Origin of the sequence: Pseudomonas sp. Root569 (assembly GCF_001427465.1) — a bacterium.
Classification (GTDB): domain Bacteria; phylum Pseudomonadota; class Gammaproteobacteria; order Pseudomonadales; family Pseudomonadaceae; genus Aquipseudomonas; species Aquipseudomonas synxantha.
On record NZ_LMGQ01000009.1, the window covers coordinates 103,008 to 120,943 of the forward strand.

General features: G+C 55.9%; 11 protein-coding genes. 8 read left to right on the forward strand and 3 right to left on the reverse strand.

The features are described from left to right. Positions 1–35 precede the first annotated feature (35 nt). A complete protein-coding gene (eat, locus tag ASD70_RS10315) occupies positions 36–1,469 on the reverse strand; it encodes an ethanolamine permease (protein ID WP_046069706.1) in 1,434 nt (477 codons plus the stop codon). Between the two features lie 208 nt (positions 1,470–1,677). Beyond that, positions 1,678–3,198 (reverse strand): acetaldehyde dehydrogenase ExaC, encoded by a 1,521-nt coding sequence (gene exaC / locus ASD70_RS10320; RefSeq protein WP_046069705.1) that lies wholly within the window; start codon positions 3,196–3,198, stop codon positions 1,678–1,680. Between the two features lie 215 nt (positions 3,199–3,413). On the opposite strand from exaC, the gene ASD70_RS10325 reads away from it, so the two are divergent. From ASD70_RS10325 to ASD70_RS10365, 8 genes are all read left to right on the forward strand, one after another. Continuing rightward, entirely contained in the window at positions 3,414–5,366 is a 1,953-nt protein-coding gene (locus tag ASD70_RS10325) for a sigma-54-dependent Fis family transcriptional regulator (protein ID WP_056846362.1), read from the forward strand. Positions 5,367–5,623: 257 nt separating this feature from the next. Beyond that, on the forward strand, positions 5,624–8,854 hold the full coding sequence (locus ASD70_RS10330; protein WP_056846363.1) for a hypothetical protein: 3,231 nt from the start codon (positions 5,624–5,626) through the stop codon (positions 8,852–8,854). A 295-nt stretch (positions 8,855–9,149) separates the two neighbouring features. Further along, the gene (locus tag ASD70_RS10335; protein ID WP_145916440.1) at positions 9,150–9,977 is read left to right on the forward strand and encodes a hypothetical protein; all 828 of its coding nucleotides are present in this window, start codon (positions 9,150–9,152) and stop codon (positions 9,975–9,977) included. Between the two features lie 395 nt (positions 9,978–10,372). Continuing rightward, entirely contained in the window at positions 10,373–11,677 is a 1,305-nt protein-coding gene (locus ASD70_RS10345) for a hypothetical protein (RefSeq protein WP_152973739.1), read from the forward strand. Positions 11,678–11,850: 173 nt separating this feature from the next. Further along, positions 11,851–14,805, forward strand: coding sequence for a hypothetical protein (locus ASD70_RS10350; protein ID WP_156382916.1), 2,955 nt, complete (start codon positions 11,851–11,853; stop codon positions 14,803–14,805). A 75-nt stretch (positions 14,806–14,880) separates the two neighbouring features. After that, complete coding sequence (gene mpl, locus ASD70_RS10355; protein WP_056846368.1) at positions 14,881–16,230, forward strand: UDP-N-acetylmuramate:L-alanyl-gamma-D-glutamyl-meso-diaminopimelate ligase; 1,350 nt, start codon at positions 14,881–14,883, stop codon at positions 16,228–16,230. Further along, on the forward strand, positions 16,227–16,856 hold the full coding sequence (gene ubiX, locus ASD70_RS10360) for a flavin prenyltransferase UbiX (RefSeq protein ID WP_043048003.1): 630 nt from the start codon (positions 16,227–16,229) through the stop codon (positions 16,854–16,856). The genes mpl and ubiX overlap by 4 nt, the downstream gene beginning before the upstream one ends. Continuing rightward, the gene (locus ASD70_RS10365) at positions 16,849–17,133 is read left to right on the forward strand and encodes a YceK/YidQ family lipoprotein (RefSeq protein ID WP_056846369.1); all 285 of its coding nucleotides are present in this window, start codon (positions 16,849–16,851) and stop codon (positions 17,131–17,133) included. Before ubiX ends, ASD70_RS10365 begins: the two co-directional genes overlap by 8 nt. Positions 17,134–17,268: 135 nt before the next feature. Here ASD70_RS10365 and ASD70_RS10370 read toward each other — a convergent pair whose 3' ends face one another. Next, positions 17,269–17,910: an oxidoreductase gene (locus tag ASD70_RS10370; RefSeq protein ID WP_056846370.1), complete on the reverse strand. Its 642-nt coding sequence runs from the start codon at positions 17,908–17,910 to the stop codon at positions 17,269–17,271. Positions 17,911–17,936: the final 26 nt, after the last annotated feature.

Here is a 17,936-nt window from a genome sequence, read left to right on the forward strand (position 1 = left end):
CCTAGAGAAAGCGCCCGCGTCGAGGTTTTCGGCAATCAGTGCAAGGCGGCCTCTGCGGCCTGGATCGCCGCGAATTCCTCTTCCGGCGTGCCTGCTACCAAGTGATGCCGGCTGTAGAAAGCAAAGTAAGCAATTAATACTCCATAGATGACCGCGGCGCCAATCACCACTCGTGGATCTACCAGGAAGCCCGCCACCACGGCCACGCAGGCCAGTACCAGCGCCACGCCCGAAGTGAAGATGCCGCCCGGCGTGCGGTACGGTCGGTCCATTTTGGGGCGACGGATGCGCAGGGTGATGTGCGCGGCCATCATCAGCACGTAGGAAATCGTCGCGCCAAACACCGCCACCAAAATCAGCAAGTCACCCTGGCCGGTTAGCGACAGGCCAAAACCGATAATCCCGGGGATCACCAACGCCAGCACCGGCGCCTTGCTCTTGTTGGTCTCGGACAGTTTGCGCGGCAGGTAGCCAGCGCGAGACAAGGCAAAGATCTGCCGCGAATAGGCGTAGATGATCGAGAAAAAGCTCGCGATCAAGCCGGCCAAACCTACCAGGTTGACGAAGCTGCCCATCCAGGTCGAACCGCCGTAGGACAACGCCAGCGCTTCAACCAGCGGGTTGCCGGATTTGATCAGCGCGTAAGTGCCCGCACCGCCCGGCGCGATCACCAGAATCAGCAGGGCAAAACTGGTCAGCACCACAATGGCGCCGATCAGGCCGCGGGGCAGGTCGCGTTTCGGGTTCTTGGTTTCTTCGGCGGCCAATGGAACGCCTTCCACCGCGAGGAAAAACCAGATGGCATAAGGGATCGCCGCCCACACGCCGACGTAGCCGAACGGTAGGAAGCTGCTGGCGCCCTTGGCTTCGGTCACCGGAATGTCCAGCAGGTTGGCGACGTTGAAGTGCGGCACCATCGACACCAGGAATACGCCCAGGGCAATTGCGGCGACGGCGGTGATCACGAACATCAGTTTCAAGGCTTCGCCCACACCAAAGATGTGGATGCCGATAAAGATGATGTAGAACGCCAGGTAGATCATCCAGCCGCCAATGCCGAACAGTGACTCGCAATAGGCGCCGATAAATACCGCGATGGCCGCAGGGGCGATGGCGTATTCGATGAGGATCGCGGTGCCCGTGAGAAACCCACCCCAAGGGCCAAAGGCGCTGCGGGCAAAACCGTAGCCACCGCCAGCGGTGGGGATCATGGACGACAGTTCTGCAAGCGAAAAGCACATGCACAGGTACATCGTCGCCATCAGCAAGGTGGCGAGGAACATGCCGCCCCAGCCACCCTGGGCCAGGCCGAAGTTCCAGCCGGCGTAATCGCCGGAGATAACGTAGGCGACACCGAGACCGACTAACAGTACCCAGCCGGCGGCGCCTTTTTTCAGTTCGCGTTGTTGGAAGTATTCGGTGCCGACTTTTTCGAAGTCGACGGAAGAGCCAGTGGGTTCGCTAGGCATGGGGAAGTACCTTTCATTCTTATTGTTTTAACTCGGCCTCTGTATGCCGAATGCGCATCGCAAATACTTATGAAGATCCAAATGTGGGAGGGGGGCTTGCTCCCGATTGCAGTGGGTCAGTCACCTAGATGTCGACTGACACTCTGCTATTGGGAACAAGCCCCCTCCCACCTTTGATTGCGTTTCAAAGGTGAGAGGGTGTTGCGGGTTAGAAGAACCCGAGTGGATTAATGTCGTAGCTCACCAGCAGGTTCTTGGTCTGCTGGTAGTGATCCAACATCATCTTGTGGGTCTCGCGGCCTACGCCGGACTTCTTGTAACCGCCAAACGCGGCATGCGCCGGGTACAGGTGGTAGCAGTTGGTCCACACACGGCCGGCCTTGATCGCCCGGCCCATGCGGTAGGCGCGGTTGATGTCGCGGGTCCACAGGCCGGCACCCAGGCCGAACTCGGTGTCGTTGGCAATTGCCAGGGCTTCGGCTTCGTCCTTGAAGGTGGTGATGCTCACCACCGGGCCGAAGATTTCTTCCTGGAACACGCGCATTTCGTTGGTGCCCTTGAGCAGGGTCGGCTGGATGTAGTAGCCGGTGGCGAGGTCGCCCGTCAGCTTCTCGACCTTGCCGCCGGTCAGCAGTTGTGCGCCTTCGCCCTTGGCGATTTCCAGGTAGGAGAGGATCTTGTCGAACTGCTGCTCGGACGCCTGGGCGCCGACCATGGTGTCGGTGTCCAGCGGGTCTCCACGCTTGATCGACTCGACTTTTTTCATCACCACTTTCATGAAGTCGTCGTAGATCGATTCTTCCACCAGTGCGCGAGATGGGCAGGTGCACACTTCGCCCTGATTGAAGAACGCCAGCACCAGGCCTTCAGCGGCTTTTTCGATGAATTGCGGTTCGGCTTTCATGATGTCGGCGAAGAAGATGTTCGGCGACTTGCCGCCCAGCTCGACGGTGGACGGAATGATGTTCTCGGCCGCCGCATGCATGATGTGCGAGCCCACTGGCGTGGAACCGGTGAAGGCGATCTTGGCGATGCGCTTGCTGGTGGCCAGTGCTTCGCCGGCTTCCTTGCCGAAACCGTGAACCACGTTCAGCACGCCCGGCGGCAGCAGGTCTCCGATCAGTTCCATCAGCACGTTGATGCCCAGCGGTGTTTGCTCGGCGGGCTTGAGCACCACGCAGTTGCCGGCGGCCAGGGCTGGGGCGAGTTTCCATGCGGCCATCAGCAGCGGGAAGTTCCACGGGATGATCTGGCCGACCACGCCCAGCGGCTCGTGGAAGTGATAGGCGGCGGTGTGTTCGTTGATTTCGGCGCTGCTGCCTTCCTGGGCGCGGATGCAGCCGGCGAAGTAGCGGAAGTGGTCGGCGGCCAGGGGGATGTCGGCGTTGAGGGTTTCGCGTACGGCCTTGCCGTTGTCCCAGGTTTCGGTGATGGCCAGCAGCTCGAGGTTCTGTTCGATGCGGTCGGCGATTTTCAGCAGCACCAGCGAGCGGTCCTGGGCCGAGGTCTTGCCCCAGGCATCGGCGGCGGCGTGGGCGGCGTCCAGGGCTTTATCGATGTCTTTGGCCGTGGAGCGCGGGAATTCGGCGATAGGCTTGCCGTTGACCGGCGAGGTGTTGGTGAAATAGTTGCCATCGACCGGCGCAACGAATTCGCCGCCGATGTAGTTACCGTACTTGGCCTTGAACGAAACGATCGCGCCTTCAGTACCGGGGTGTGCGTAACGCATGGTGGCATCTCCTGCTTTTATGTTTATTGGAGTACATCGCGACAAGCGCGTGATAAAGCGTAGAGCAAAGGTTGGGCCACTGCAGCGCTGGCCAGCCAAATCAACGGGTTGGGCGTTGGCGCCATGCGTCGCTGTCACCCTTGCGGTACAGGTGGTGTGACAGTTTGTGCCATAAACGGTACAGCCTGTGACCGGTGGGTCGTCCCGGGATTGCAATGGGCAGAGGGCTGGGGGATGCTGGGCGCTCTCACGCAGGGAGAATAATAAGAACATTCAGTCGCCATGCCCAGCAAGTCTTGACCGTCACCCGCGGACAGGAGCTGTCCCAGGGGCCGGGCAGCGATCCATCCATCGCTCGTTCCTGGCTGCGTTGCGTGGAGGATTATCACCTCGACCCTGCGCAGACCATCGCCCCCACGGTGCTTGAACACGGCCGCCTGCTGGAAAGCCGCGAGCGCTTGCGCCAAGTGCTGCATATCGCCGGCAGCGAGATGAACAGCCTGCATCAACAACTGTCCGGCGCCGGTCATGCGGTGCTGCTCACCGACGCGCGCGGGGTGATCCTCAACTGTGTCACCGCGCCCTCTGAGCGCAAGATCTTCGAGCGCGCCGGGTTGTGGCTGGGCGCGGACTGGAGTGAAGCCTGCGAAGGCACTAACGGCATTGGCACCTGCCTGGTGGAGCGCCAGTCCTTGACCATTCACCGCGATGAACACTTCCGTGGCCGCCATACCGGGCTGACCTGCTCGGCAAGTCCGGTGTTCGACCCCCACGGTGAGCTGCTGGCGGTACTCGATGTGTCCTCGGCACGCGAAGCGGTATCGCGCCAGAGCCAATTCCACACCATGGCGCTGGTGAACCTGTCGGCGAAGATGATCGAGAGTTGCTACTTTCTACGCCATTTTGAGCACCACTGGCTGCTGCGCTTTCACCTGCAGGCCGAGTCGGTGGGCCTGTTCAGTGAGGGGCTGTTGGCGTTCGATGGTGAAGGGCGCATTTGCGCGGTCAACCAGAGCGCGTTGAACCTGCTGGGGCAGCTGCGCGGTGGTTTGTTGGGGCAACCCGTGGAAGCATTTTTCGACTGCTCCCTGGACCAATTGCTCGGTCGAGCCAGTGCCAATGCCAGCGCCAGCTGGCCCCTGCGTACGCGAGAAGGGCGGCATTTATTCGCCGCGTTGCGCGGCCAACCGCGTAGCGTGACAGCGCCCGTGGTCAAATCACCTGAGGCACCACGACTGCCCGGCATCTGTCTGGGCGATCCGGCCTTGCAAAATGACTTTCGCAGGGCCGTGCGAGTGTTCGAGCGTGACGTTCCGCTGTTGATCAACGGAGAAACCGGTTCCGGCAAAGAAGCCTTTGCCAAGGCTGTGCATCAGGCCAGCCAACGTGCTGATAAGCCTTTTATCGCACTTAACTGCGCCGCGATTCCGGAAAGCCTGATCGAAAGCGAACTGTTTGGTTACCGTGCTGGCAGTTTTACCGGGGCTCTCAAGGAGGGCATGCGCGGCAAGTTGCAACAGGCCGATGGCGGCACGCTCTTTCTTGACGAGATTGGCGACATGCCACTGGCTTTGCAGACTCGCCTGTTGCGAGTGCTTGAGGATCGCCTGGTGGTGCCCATCGGTGGCGAGGCTCAAGCCGTGAACGTGCGGATTATCAGCGCTACACACCGTAACTTGCTGGAGCGCATGCAGGACGGCAGTTTTCGCGAAGACTTGTACTATCGGTTGAACGGTCTGGAGATTGGGTTGCCGCCCCTGCGCGAACGCAGTGACAAGGCGCAACTGCTCGACTTTTTGCTGGCGCAGGAAGCCGGTAGGCTAGCGGTGGTACTGGACGCGCGAGCTCGCCAAGCCCTGCTGGGATACGCCTGGCCTGGAAATGTGCGCCAGTTGCGCACAGTGTTGCGCACATTGGTGGCACTGAATGAGAGTGGCAACGTCAGTCTTGAGGAGCTTCCCAGGGAGGTTCGCCAGGCTCGGCCTGAACCGGTCAGTGAGGCGTACCAAGGGGCCATTCTGGATGACGCAGAGCGACGTGTACTGCTTGATACGTTGGAGCAACAGTGTTGGCATATGACCCAAACGGCTAGCTGCCTGGGTTTAAGTCGCAATACACTTTACAGGAAGTTGCGTAAACACCGGATCTCGCGAGGTAGTGTTGTTTAGGCTACACCTGGTTTTTTCGATTTTTTTAAAAGGTAATAAATAAGTATGCTGGCAGGTTATAACGCGTCGGTATTATTTTGTTTGGAAATCACTGAGGCTATAAAAGTCGCGGGGTGTAAGTGCTTTCAGCGGTGCTTTTAAAGCATGCTTTATTTTTTGTTAAAGTTTAGGGGGGGCGATTTTTTCCTGGTGATCCACTAAGTGCATATAGAAAGGTTTCTTGTCAGGAAGCCTAACCTTTGCACCGAGGTGAACCCATGAATATCTCGCAGCTGACCACACCTCTGCTTGCGCCTGCTTTAACTTCTATTTTGGCACCCGCTGCAGACCCTATCCTCGCGTCTCACGATAAAGCGGCTACCGAGCAACCTAACGTTGGCCCCCGAGTCGATTACCCCGAGGGCGCCGCTGGGTCCACAGCCGTTTCAAGTACAGCCGCTGACGCTGAGGTGGCGAGGTCTTATGCCAAGACCTTGGCTGCCGGCGTCGACAAGACGCTTGGTCGCCCACCGTTGGTTGACGTACCTCAGCAATCCACGCTGGGGCGCTGGCGTTCACAATTAAATAGTGCATTTCAGAGCCCAAGCTTCCTCGCGTGGGCGAAACAGCAAAATATCAACACAGGTTATTTAAAGGTAAATCCATCTCGAGGAGAGATTTCTGGTTATGTAGGCAGCTCGATTAAAACGTTTTCGCTTACAGATGACTCTGGATGGTCTGATATTTCTCGAACCCTTTTGTCTATTTCCAAGGTGTTTGCACCAGAGCCCGGGCAAGAGTTTGTATACCCCTTTTACGGGCGTGATGGCCAAGTTCCGCTTAATCTAGTGGCGCAATTTTATGGCGAACCCACCCCGTCTACCTCTGCACAGGTGACGACTCGGGTCAGGCAACTGATCGGTAACCCGAGCTTCGAACTACCTGATTGGTATGTACCGGCGCGTTCTGATGAAGCGCTGTCTATTCACCAGCAGGCCTTGGGGGATGACGCTGACCGTCATGCCCTTATTACGGCACTGCGCTCCCAGGCAGGCGATGCCAGCGTGCGCGTTGATCTGGAAGCAGTCAGGCTCCCCATTGACCCTCGTTCGAGCCTGTTCGCCAGCGAGCAGCGCAGTGAGATGACTGTTGCGCAAATGCTCACGCTGCAAGGCAACCGGGTCCCTGTCAATGCCAAGGAGGCCGGTGAGACGGCGCAGGCGCTGTCTTTCGATCTTGCTCACCGGGCGCCGGGTGTTGAATCAGGTGGTGTAAAGCAGTGGGACATAAAGTTGGGCCGCACCTTGCTGCGCAAGAGGCAGGGCTTGGTAGATGAGTGGAAAAGGCAGCAACTTATCCAAGTCTCCGATACGCAGGCGGGACTTGGTGCGGGGAGTTTACTTAGCCTGCTGTTCAATGCGCTTCCCCAAACCACACAGAAGATGATTGGGGATAACCCTGCATGGGTCATGGACCAACTCATTCGCTCGCCCAAGGCGCTGGCGCTGGGTGACGACATTCAGACCTTACTCAAGTCGATCAAGACCCCGACCAGCGCGATTGAGAGCGTAAACGCGGCACTCGTACATGAACTTGATCCCAGTGCAGATAAATCACGTTTCAATGTGGCGGGCTATGACCTGTATCACAAAGATAATGTCGGCTTGCCCCCGGATGTAATCGTCAAGCGCTTTGTCGCTTACCTTGAAACGAAGGTTGGGGTTGTGTTGGCTCCTTTGGTTGCGCGCTTATTATTAGCAGCGGTAGCGCCTGAATTTCTGGTAAAAAACATACCGTTCGGCATTGTCTTCGGCTCTGCTGCCTGGATGAATTTCTGCATAAGCGTGATGCGTATTGAGCTGCAAGTACCTGGCGCAACGGCAAACATGACCTATAACCAAGTGATGGATTATGGCGCTGTACCTTCTGTTTCGTTCGAGGGCGAGAGTGAGTTGCTCGCGGCAATGCACGACTCTATTCTCGCTTGGGGTTTTGCAAACAGAATGACAGGGAACAGTTCGAAGTTCACTGTCGCAACGGATGAGTTAGAGCGGATAAGAAAAGCATCGATCAAGCAGCAAACAGAAATTTTATGGGCGCATGAAGTGTTGAAAACGCTCCCCATAACTCGAGAGGCGCTGGCCCTGGAGGAGATCAAGCGCGTTTTTCCCGATATCGACCCGACACTCAAAGTATTGCAGGATAGGGAGGTCAGACACACCCCGCTGTCCCTGCTTGATATTTACATGAGTGGCCCAATCAAGGTGGATAAATGGAAGTCGCTTGACGAAAAGAACTTTCCATACAGCAAAATCAAGTCGCGTATTGGGGAGCTTAAGCCTGATATCAATAAAGTGTTTTCAGAAGCGTTCCTGGAGTTCAGGAAAACTCACGAAAGTGCATGGGCTATTCAATTCAAATATCTGTTTTCGTTGTTGCCCATTGCCGATCGAGAGAAGATCAGTCAATCGGATGTGAGCTTTTTCGAAGTGTCTCGACCTTTCCTGAATGGGTTTCCCTCTGTACTTGACGTGCTGACCACTAAAGTTTTTTGGCCTAGGGAACCCACTGATCAGGAACTCAAGGAGCTCAAGGGCACGCAAGGTTTAATGATGAAAGTGGTGGGCAGCGAGGGCGAAGTTTCTGCTTACAGCGTTTTGCCTTTCGAAGGGCGAATAGTCAAGGAGCATACTGTCCCAGGCAGCCAGGCTGGTTTCAATGACAGTTCGTATTTTAGCGACGCAGGCAAGGGCTATGTTCCCGGCTCGTTGCATGTGTATAACCCGTTTGGAACGCTCAATGAAGATCGTGATCCACCAGACCTGGCGGGTGAAATGCCGGGCTCCTACTTTTCAAAGAAAACCAATGCGCTTGCTCAGGCAGCGGGGCGTTTCGCCGGGCAGGTTTATGAGGACCTCAAGCTCAAGGCCGCAGGGGTGACAGAGGTTGAGAAAGGACGTGCGATTGATGAAAACCTCAAGGGTTTCTTCCTGAGCCTCGTGCCTTTTTATGATGGTGTTCAAGATGCGATCAAGGGGGATGTCAAAGGGGCAGTGTTTAATATCGGCTTCGATATTCTTGGTTTTGCCCTTCCTGCGGCCAATGCCGGTCGCAAAGCCTCCAAGGCAGGTAAAGGCATGCTGACTATTCTTAAACGCGGAGTATTTGCCGGCGTCGGCGCATCGGTGGGGTATACCGACACCGTAGATATTGCCAAAAACCTGAATAAGGGGGCACAGGCCGGATATCGGGATATCAAATACCTCGCAGGTAAAGGCGATGAGGTGCTGTCAAGACTGAGGGGCCATTATAAAAGTTATGATGTCTCCAAAGTCTATAAGGAGGGCGATATCGTAAAAGGGTTTTTCAAATCGGCGGACGACAACTTGTGGCGACCCACGGTGGCGATCCTGAAGAATGGGGCTTGGTACGCTTATAATGTGATCACCAAGACGCCATTTGGTGTTCAGGCTGCACAATTCGGTGTTATCAGCGCTCTGGAAAGTTAGTGCTTAGTTGGCGTAGGTGGTATGTATTTCTCGCGTTGCCAGTCGTTATGCTTCTGTATTTTAACAAGGGTGGAGTGGAACTTTTAGGCGTGGTTTGTCACTTATCAAGTGAAGGTAATGGATGGCTTTCTAATAATTATTAATCATCAGGTAACTCATTATGATACTTTCAAATTCAACACACACCCACCAGCGTATAAAGTGTTCAAGAATAGGCGGAATTCTAGAGAGCCTAACGGGTGGATCGCGAGTCGACATTCCAAATCGTACGTTAGAAGCCCCAAAAGCCGGCGACGTGCCTGCCAGCAGCTGGGCGGGGGCCACCGATGGAAAATTTGATCAAGCGTTCGTTGATTCCAAGGTCAGCGACTTCGCCGGGCCAGGGCCTGCGAGCGGTGCCCGGCTACCGGGAGAGGCGAGTCGGGGAGATGTTCATCAATCGCCCGGGGTGGATGAATACAAAGCCAAGCATCAAAAAGAATGGCAAGCCCGCAAAGATGCTGAAGCCCGCGACAAGTTGTTTGCACAGCCCACGGCAGGACGAGTCGATGGGCAGGAGGTAGAACCTTTTTCTTCGTCCAAGCTTGAGAAGAATGCCGATGAACTGGTGAAAGCCAAAGAGACAGCGCTTCCGCCCACGACCAAGACGCTCCTCAAGACCGCAGCCATCACCACAGCAATCAGCGCGCCCTTTAGTACGATGGGGTTGCTTATTGCCGGAAGCGTTAATGAAGCGCTCAAACCAATCATCAATCCGCAACCCGTCAATGCCACTGTACAAAGTGTGGAAGAAGGACGGATCGTCGATCATATTCAAAGCAGCGTATTTAAGATCGTCAATACCTTGGGCGAACTGCGTAATGAGGAGCCTGTGTCCATATCGCTGAAATGGCTGATGCTGGATAACGATACGCGTCTGGATGCGCTCGAAGCCATGCTTGATTTTGCCGAGGGCGAGTTCGCTAAAGAAGCACGCAAGCATAATATTTCGTTTCAGCCCGCTGTCACGGATGCTGACGAAGATGATATCAAGCCCCGCGCAATCGCCATGGAGGCACGGATGGCTACCCTTTCTGCATTGATGGGCTCGCTGAAATCGAAAATTGAAGCTAACCCCGGCTAAGGTCTGTCATGCCAGCAAAGCCCATCGAATCTATCGGTGGGCTTTTTTGTGTGCGCTAGGCAAGGGGGTCGCAGGTGACTGCGAATCTGAAGGAAGCCTGGGGCCATAAGATGGCTAACGTCATTGAGTGGATAAATCCCATGCTGCTGTGTCGGGAAGTTACTTCAGGCTAGAGCAAGCGAACTCTTGAGGAACTGGACGGCCGGGTGCGGCACAACTTCATACGGAACCCTGCCTCCGGTGGCTTGAGAGGACAGCGGGGACAATCCGCCTCCTACTCGATACTCAGTTAAAAAATGTGGTCAATAGCCGGCCAGCTGGGTAAAGCAGAATTGCGTAAGGAACTATTTCTTATTTGGAAACCACGTAGGGAAAAGAAGCCTTAGGGCGTCGTGATGAAAATTATATCTGTTATTTGTGAGGTGAATAATATGGCAATTACTCCTAAACCCCCCGTTATACATCCTGTTACGGTACACCATGGCTCTGGGGGGGCGAATGGCACCTCCGGTGCGGCGAAGTTACCTCATTATGCGCCGGCGGGAAGTTATTATAATAGTCAAAATAAGCTAGTGAACCAACATGGGCAGCTTATCAACACTCAAGGGCATGCGGTCAATAACAAAGGTCAATTGATAAATGCTCAAAATCACCCCATTAATCATCTGGGACAAAAAATAAATACCAAAGGCCAAGCAGTAAATGATAAAGGGCAGTTGATCAATACCCATGGCAAGCCGATTAATGACAAAGGACACCTTATCGATTCCGAGAACCGCCTCGTGAATCCTCAGGGTCGCTTGGTCAACGCTGAAGGGCATTTGATCGATAGGGACGGCAAAAGGGTCGATAAAGAAGGCTTTCTAGTTGATAAGATCGGAAGGCCTCTCGATAAAAACGGCAAGGTTGCAAGGGATAAAGCCAGTGCCGCGAAAGGTAACAATGAAGCTCATAAGGACGTGCATACGCCGACAGCCAACCCGCACGTAAGCAATTGGCTAAACAAGGCTCCGACTCCCCCCAGCCAACCAAAAATGACCGTTGCGGATGCGGTAATCCGTTTGCAAGACGCGACAAGTCTGGTAAAGAATGGGGTCATTTCTTCTTCGCCGTCTGCGGCCGCTACGGCGCGCGAAGCTGCGATCAGCGCCGGGATCACAGGGCTGGTTTCCGCACCTATTAATATCGCTTCGTATGCGGGTTCCACTGCGGCCGGTGAACAGATCAAGGCTTCCTATTTACCTCAGCCGATGGTGCCACCCACTCCCATTGCGAAGTCATCGGTAGACCGGCCTTCGGGTTCAACAGAGCCTGATCTGGGGAACCTTTACCCTAGAATGAACGACATTCAGGTTACTGGATTCGCGGTGGCCAATGGCGCGGCAGGGCTCCGATATGGGGATATCGAGATGGGCCTTCTTCCTAATGAGGAATGGCCGAAAGACCCGCTTGAGCGCATGAATCGACTTGAGCATTTATTGGATTATGCCGAAGAGCACACTGCGCCCGTTGCTGAACAATGGAAGGTCTTTTTTAAACCCCATCTCGCGGATAAACCGGCTGCTTCAGGAATGGAAGGATTGAAACAACGCATAGAAACGGCCGAGGCGAGAATAGCAGAGTTGGATCGGGCACAAAAAGAGGTAATGGATAAAATGAATAAAGCCGCGCCCAAGGCTGAAGCTGAACCATCGGAATAAGCGTACTCGTTATTGAGAACCCGAACTGCTGGGTGTATTGCTTATAGCGTTGCTGTACTTGTAAATTTTGCCAAAGGTGTTTTGTTGTCGTTTATCAGTGCCGGCCCTGACATGCACTGGATTGGCCATGGAAGGGCCATACTTATTTCACCGCGCCTGTCTCGCACAGGATTTTGGAACGTGAATATATGATTTCAAGCTTCAGCTCATTGGGGCTGGCGTCAAGCCGGATGGAGCTCTTTCAGCGAGACCAGATAGCAAAAAATAATGCTGCGGATGATACTGCCACGACAGACATATCAAATGCTCATGCGCCTTCGCGATCCCGACGTAGCACCGCATCCTCCTCCCCCTCTACTGCCACAGTTGATTATGGCGGGCTATTAACTAAAGACGCTCCGCTTACTGCTGACGCTCAAGATGAGTTACGAAAGGTCATTGCCACGTGGAAAGCGCGTCAGCAGCAGTCGGCTTCTGGCTCTGGCCACGATGCACCGAGTCTTATTGAACTTCTGCTTCGCACGATTCCTGAGGCGCAACGATCTGCCAAGGATGAGCCTGCCAAAATGCTCGATGCAATTCTCAACTCCCCAGAAGGTCAAGCCTTGGGCAAGTTGCTTCAGGACAGTATCGATGCGTTTGCGGGCGCAACCAGTGTCAGGGACGTTCTGCTGAGCGCTTTAGCACTGGATGTGGATCCTGCTGGAGGTCTTAATCGCAACGAGCTTGCTGGGTATCCGTTGCGTCAACAAGGTAACTGGGGCTACCACCCTGCTGAAATCGTGAAGCGGTTCGAAGCTTATTTGGCTACCCGGTTCGGCGAGGCATACGCCAAGGTCATAGCCTTTCAGTTGCTGTCGATTTCGGCCCCCGAGTTTTTGGTCAAGGGAATACCTTCGACGATGGTATATGGCAGCCATCAATGGGCAGCGTTCAGTGCCGCTGTAGCTCGGATAGAGGCAAAGCAGCCCGGTAGCACGGCAGGCATGACGTATCAGGAGATCATGACGCTCGATGAGACTACCCCCGTCTCCGAGGTAGAAAAGCGCGAGCAGCAATTCGCGCAGTTGGCAGCCATTATCGACTGGGCGATTGCCAATGGCGTCATTGTTCAAAAGAACGACGATGCATACTCTCCCGAAGAGATAGAGCTCGCCGTAAATGCTATGAAGGCACAACAGAAGGCTCTGGCGGATTCCGTGGAGGCATTGACTAAGCCGATGCCTACCCGGCGAGAGCTGGCGCTCACCCATTTGCGGCGAGTGTATGGTGCCGAGAACGAAAAATTTTTTGAACAGCCGCTGCTTGCGCAGGAAGCTCCAGGTTCTCCCGACCGTAAGCCTTACTCATTGCTGGATATATATATGTCAGGCGATTTGGATAAGCAGCCTTGGATATCCAGTGACCCGGTCTTCACAACAGCTATCGTTAGTCAGGGAGTACCTAAGCTGCCGAAGATAAAAGAACTATTTGATGATAAGTTTGATGCCTATGCCCAAGGCCTGAAAGACGCAGCCACACAGCAATTCAAATATCAGCTTTCGTTGTTGCCGCTCGAAGATCGTAAAATGATCGAGTACGGCAAGGTCACAACCTTCAACTTGACGACACCCGAAGCCAATCAAGGGCAGGTAAGCCCCGATCATAAAATTCACCCGTATATAAACAGCGGCGCAATCCTCATCCGCGCCGAACTGAATGGGAAGACTGTCCATTATCTTTACTCCCCGTCCCAAGGACGCATCATTAAGGATGCCGATCCCACAAGGCCAGGCCTGCAGTTCCCAGGCTCACGTTTGTACTTCTCCATGCCCCGGCCTGACTCGCCAGAAGGCAAAGAGCCAGCAGTGACGATTTTGTGGCAGACAGTGGGCAGTTCATCGCCGAAACAGGACCCTGTGGATTTTTTGGCTTTTTCTATTTATCCCAATAAATCGCTGGAAAAAGAGAAGCGGGGCGAGCATCCCGATATACCTGCGACCTTTTCATCAGCGAGAACCGAAGAGCTGGCGGGCTCTGTCAGTGCTTATTACACGCGGGGTATGGATGAGGCAAAAACTGAGGCCAATGGCAACACGCAGCAAGAACAGGAGGAACAACGTACAAAGTCGATCCACGCGTTTTTTTTGAGTTTGATCCCTTTCTATAACGCGGCAGAGAGCTTTGTTAATGGCAAGCCTGTCGAGGGAATGTTTCATCTGGCTCTGGATCTGTTTGGGTTTTTTATTCCCGCTTTAAAAGGCGGTATTCAAGGTGTCAAGTTTGGAGTCAAAACCGGGATGGGGGCGGCTTTAGACTTCATTAAGGGAGGGGGGACTGCGGCATTGAAGGCGGTTAATCCTCTTCAGGCTGTTTATGATGCGGGTCGTGGTGTGTTTAAACTTGGTAAAGCAGGGTTCAAGAAACTACGCGGTTTGGGCAGGCGCAGCGGCCATTTCGAACTTCCTCTTGCGGGGGGCAAAGACGATATCGCCAACGGCATCTACCGGCCACTCGGCGCCAATAGTGATGCAGTTCCTGTCAGCGCTGTAGAGCGCAACGGAAAGTGGTACGCATTTGATAGCGCCACTGGGACACCTTATGGCGCCCCGCTGCGAGGCTTTGTCCGTAGCCCTAGTTCCGCCGTTATTGACGTTACCACAAACATTGTTACTGACGTTCTGACTACCATCATTACCGACTTGGTGCAGATAAAGCTTAATGCGCATTTTGAACGCCCCGATGTCCGCGTGCCAGGCTGGAATTCTGGCGACGCGCAGGATCCGACGCAAGAGCCTGTCGAACCCGCTTTACGAGCTCAGCTTGAGACTTCCATGAAGGATGCGAAGAAGGTTTCGCAATCGTTGCGGGAATTGTGGCCGGACCTGGAAATAGATGATGTTACATGGTCCGACCAACCTCAGGGAATGATAGGCCAGCTGGAAGACGAGTTGCTTATCCTGGAAAATCACACCAGCGAACTCGCTGACAGTTTCGGCGTTTTCTACAAAATATGGAACCCGGAAGAAGAACCTGACCAGCCTAACAAAGGGCTTGCGGAACGAGCAGCCTTGGTTAAAAAAAGGATAGCTGCCATGAACGACGCGTTGGCGCAGATGCAGGCGAAGCTGGGGCGCGCGGGGGTATAGAGGTAAGGCAGTCACCTAAAGAGTGCGATTTCGCCGTCCCTGCGCTAACCTGCCGCGATGTTTACGAGGTCAACTATGCACATTCATATTCTCGGTATTTGCGGCACTTTCATGGGTTCGATGGCGGTCCTGGCCAAAGAACTGGGCCATCACGTAACCGGCTCTGATTCCAATGTCTACCCGCCCATGAGCACGCAACTTGAAGCGCAGGGTATCGCGTTGACCCAAGGTTATGACCCGGCGCAGTTCGACCCCGTCCCGGACCTGGTGGTGATCGGCAACGCCATGTCCCGCGGCAACCCGGCGGTCGAGTATGTACTGAACAAGGGCTTGCCTTATGTCTCGGGGCCTCAGTGGCTGGCCGACCATGTGTTGCAGGGCCGTTGGGTACTTGCAGTGGCCGGCACCCATGGCAAGACCACCACCAGCAGCATGCTGGCCTGGGTGTTGGAACATGCGGGCATGAGCCCAGGTTTCCTGATCGGCGGTGTGCCGCAGAATTTTTCGGTCTCGGCGCGGCTGGGCGATACGCCGTTTTTCGTGATCGAAGCTGATGAATACGACAGCGCCTTTTTTGATAAGCGCTCCAAGTTCGTGCATTACCGCCCGCGCACAGCGATCCTGAATAACCTCGAGTTCGATCACGCCGATATCTTTCCCGACCTGCCGGCCATTGAGCGGCAGTTCCATCACTTGGTGCGTACCATCCCGAGTGAAGGCCTGGTTATCCATCCGACTACCGAGCCGGCCTTGCAGCGTGTGATCGACATGGGCTGCTGGACCCCGGTACAGACCACCGGTACAGGCGGGCAGTGGCAGGCCAGGTTGCTCAGCGAAGATGGTTCGCGGTTTGAAGTGCTGTTCGAAGGCGAAGCTCAAGGCATCGTCGATTGGGGCATGACCGGCCAGCATAATGTGGCCAACGCCTTGGTGACCCTGGCCGCAGCTCGGCATGTAGGCGTGGTGCCAGCCATGGGCATTGCGGCATTGAGCGCATTCAAAAGCGTGAAACGCCGCATGGAGAAAGTGGCGGACGTGAATGGGATTACCATCTACGACGACTTTGCCCATCACCCAACCGCGATTGCCACCACCCTGGATGGCCTGCGCAAGCGCGTCGGCGACGCCCAGATCATTGCGATCGTTGAGCCCCGTTCCAACTCAATGAAGCTCGGCGCGCACCGCGATGGCCTGCCGGAAAGCGTCAACGATGCCGACCAGGTGGTGTGGTACGCACCGGCCAACCTGGGCTGGGACCTGCCGGCAATTGCCGCACTGTGCACCGTGCCGTCGACGGTGTGCGATTCCCTGGAATCCATCATTGAACAGGTCAAACATCACGCCAAGCCGGGCACCCACGTAGTGATCATGAGCAACGGCGGCTTCGGCGGCCTGCATGGCAAATTGGCCGAGGCGCTGAAATGAGCGGCCCGGAACGCGTCACCTTGGCGATGACCGGCGCGTCCGGCGCGCCCTATGGCTTGCGCCTGCTGGATTGCCTGGTGCGCGAGGACCGGGAGGTGCACTTCCTGATCTCCAAGGCGGCGCAGTTGGTAATGGCTACCGAGACCGATGTCGCACTGCCAGCCAAGGTGCAGACGATGCAGGCGTTCCTCACCGAGTACACCGGCGCAGCGGCAGGGCAGATCAAGGTCTACGGCAAGGAAGACTGGATGTCGCCCGTAGCTTCCGGTTCCGGTGCGCCTGCGGCGATGGTGGTGGTGCCGTGCTCCACCGGTACCCTGTCGGCAATTGCCACGGGGGCTTGCAACAACCTGATCGAACGGGCGGCGGACGTGACCTTGAAGGAGCGCCGCCAATTGATCCTGGTGCCCCGCGAAGCGCCGTATTCAAGCATTCACCTGGAACACATGCTCAAGTTGTCGAACATGGGCGTGACCATTTTGCCGGCGTCGCCGGGCTTCTATCACCAGCCGCAGACCATCGATGATCTGGTGGACTTCGTGGTGGCACGCATCCTGAACCTGCTGAACATCCCCCAGGACATGCTGCCGCGCTGGGGCGAGCACCATTTGGGCGGCGATGAATAAAACGCTGCTGCTATTACTGGCGCTGCAACTGACGGGCTGCGCCACGGCGCGCACCCTGGACGCCGCGCAACCTGGCGCGCCGGTGGTGTATGCCGGCACGCGCCTGGATTTGTATGCGATCAATGGCGGTTGCTGTGCCAAGGACCGCTTTGGTACCGAGGCGCCGAGCTATCCCCATGTTGACCTGCCGGCCAGTGCGTTGCTCGATACCCTGTTGTTGCCATTGTCGATATTGACGGTGCTGGGCGTCGGCTTCAACGCCACCGGCGGTTTGTAACGCAAAATCCACCAGCAACACAAAACAATGTGGGAGGGGGCTTGCCCCCGATAGCGGTAGTCCAGTCAACTATTTGGTGACTGACATACCGTAATCGGTGGCAAACCCCCTCCCACATTGGTTGTGTGTTTACATTTACTTGCCGAGCTTGCGCAGCTCATCTGACTCGACCACTCGCACCCCATCCTGCTCTTCCAGCGCCAGGCGCCACATGGCGCGGGCCAGTTCGCAGACTTCGATGCCGTGATACTTGCCTGGAATCAAACGCGACAACGGCCCGGCCAGTTGCTCGGCCAGGCGTGGTTCCAAGCGTTCGCCCAATAGCAGCGAAGGCCGCACGATGGTCAGTTGCGGCCAGTCCTGGGCCTTCAATGCCTGTTCCATTTCGCCCTTGACCCGGTTGTAGAAGATCGAGGATTTCGGGTCGGCGCCAATAGCGCTGATCACGATCAGGTGCCGCGCCCCCAGCTCCCGTGCGCGCTTGGCGAAGGCCACGACCAGATCCAGGTCGACAGCGCGGAAGGCCGCTTCGGTGCCCGCCTGCTTGATGGTAGTGCCCAGGCAGCAGAAGGCGATATCCACCTGGCCGCTCAGTTGCGGCAGGAATACGGCGGGGTCGCCTACGGGGTTTTCCAGGTGCGGGTGCTCAGCCAGCGGCTTGCGACTCGGTGCCAGTACGCGGGTTACGGTAGGTTCGTTGAGCAGGCGGTCGAGCAGGTGCTCGCCAGTCAGCCCGGAGGCCCCGGCCAGCAAGATGTGCTGAGGTGTCAGGTACATGGTGTTTCCCCCTTGTTACACGTTAC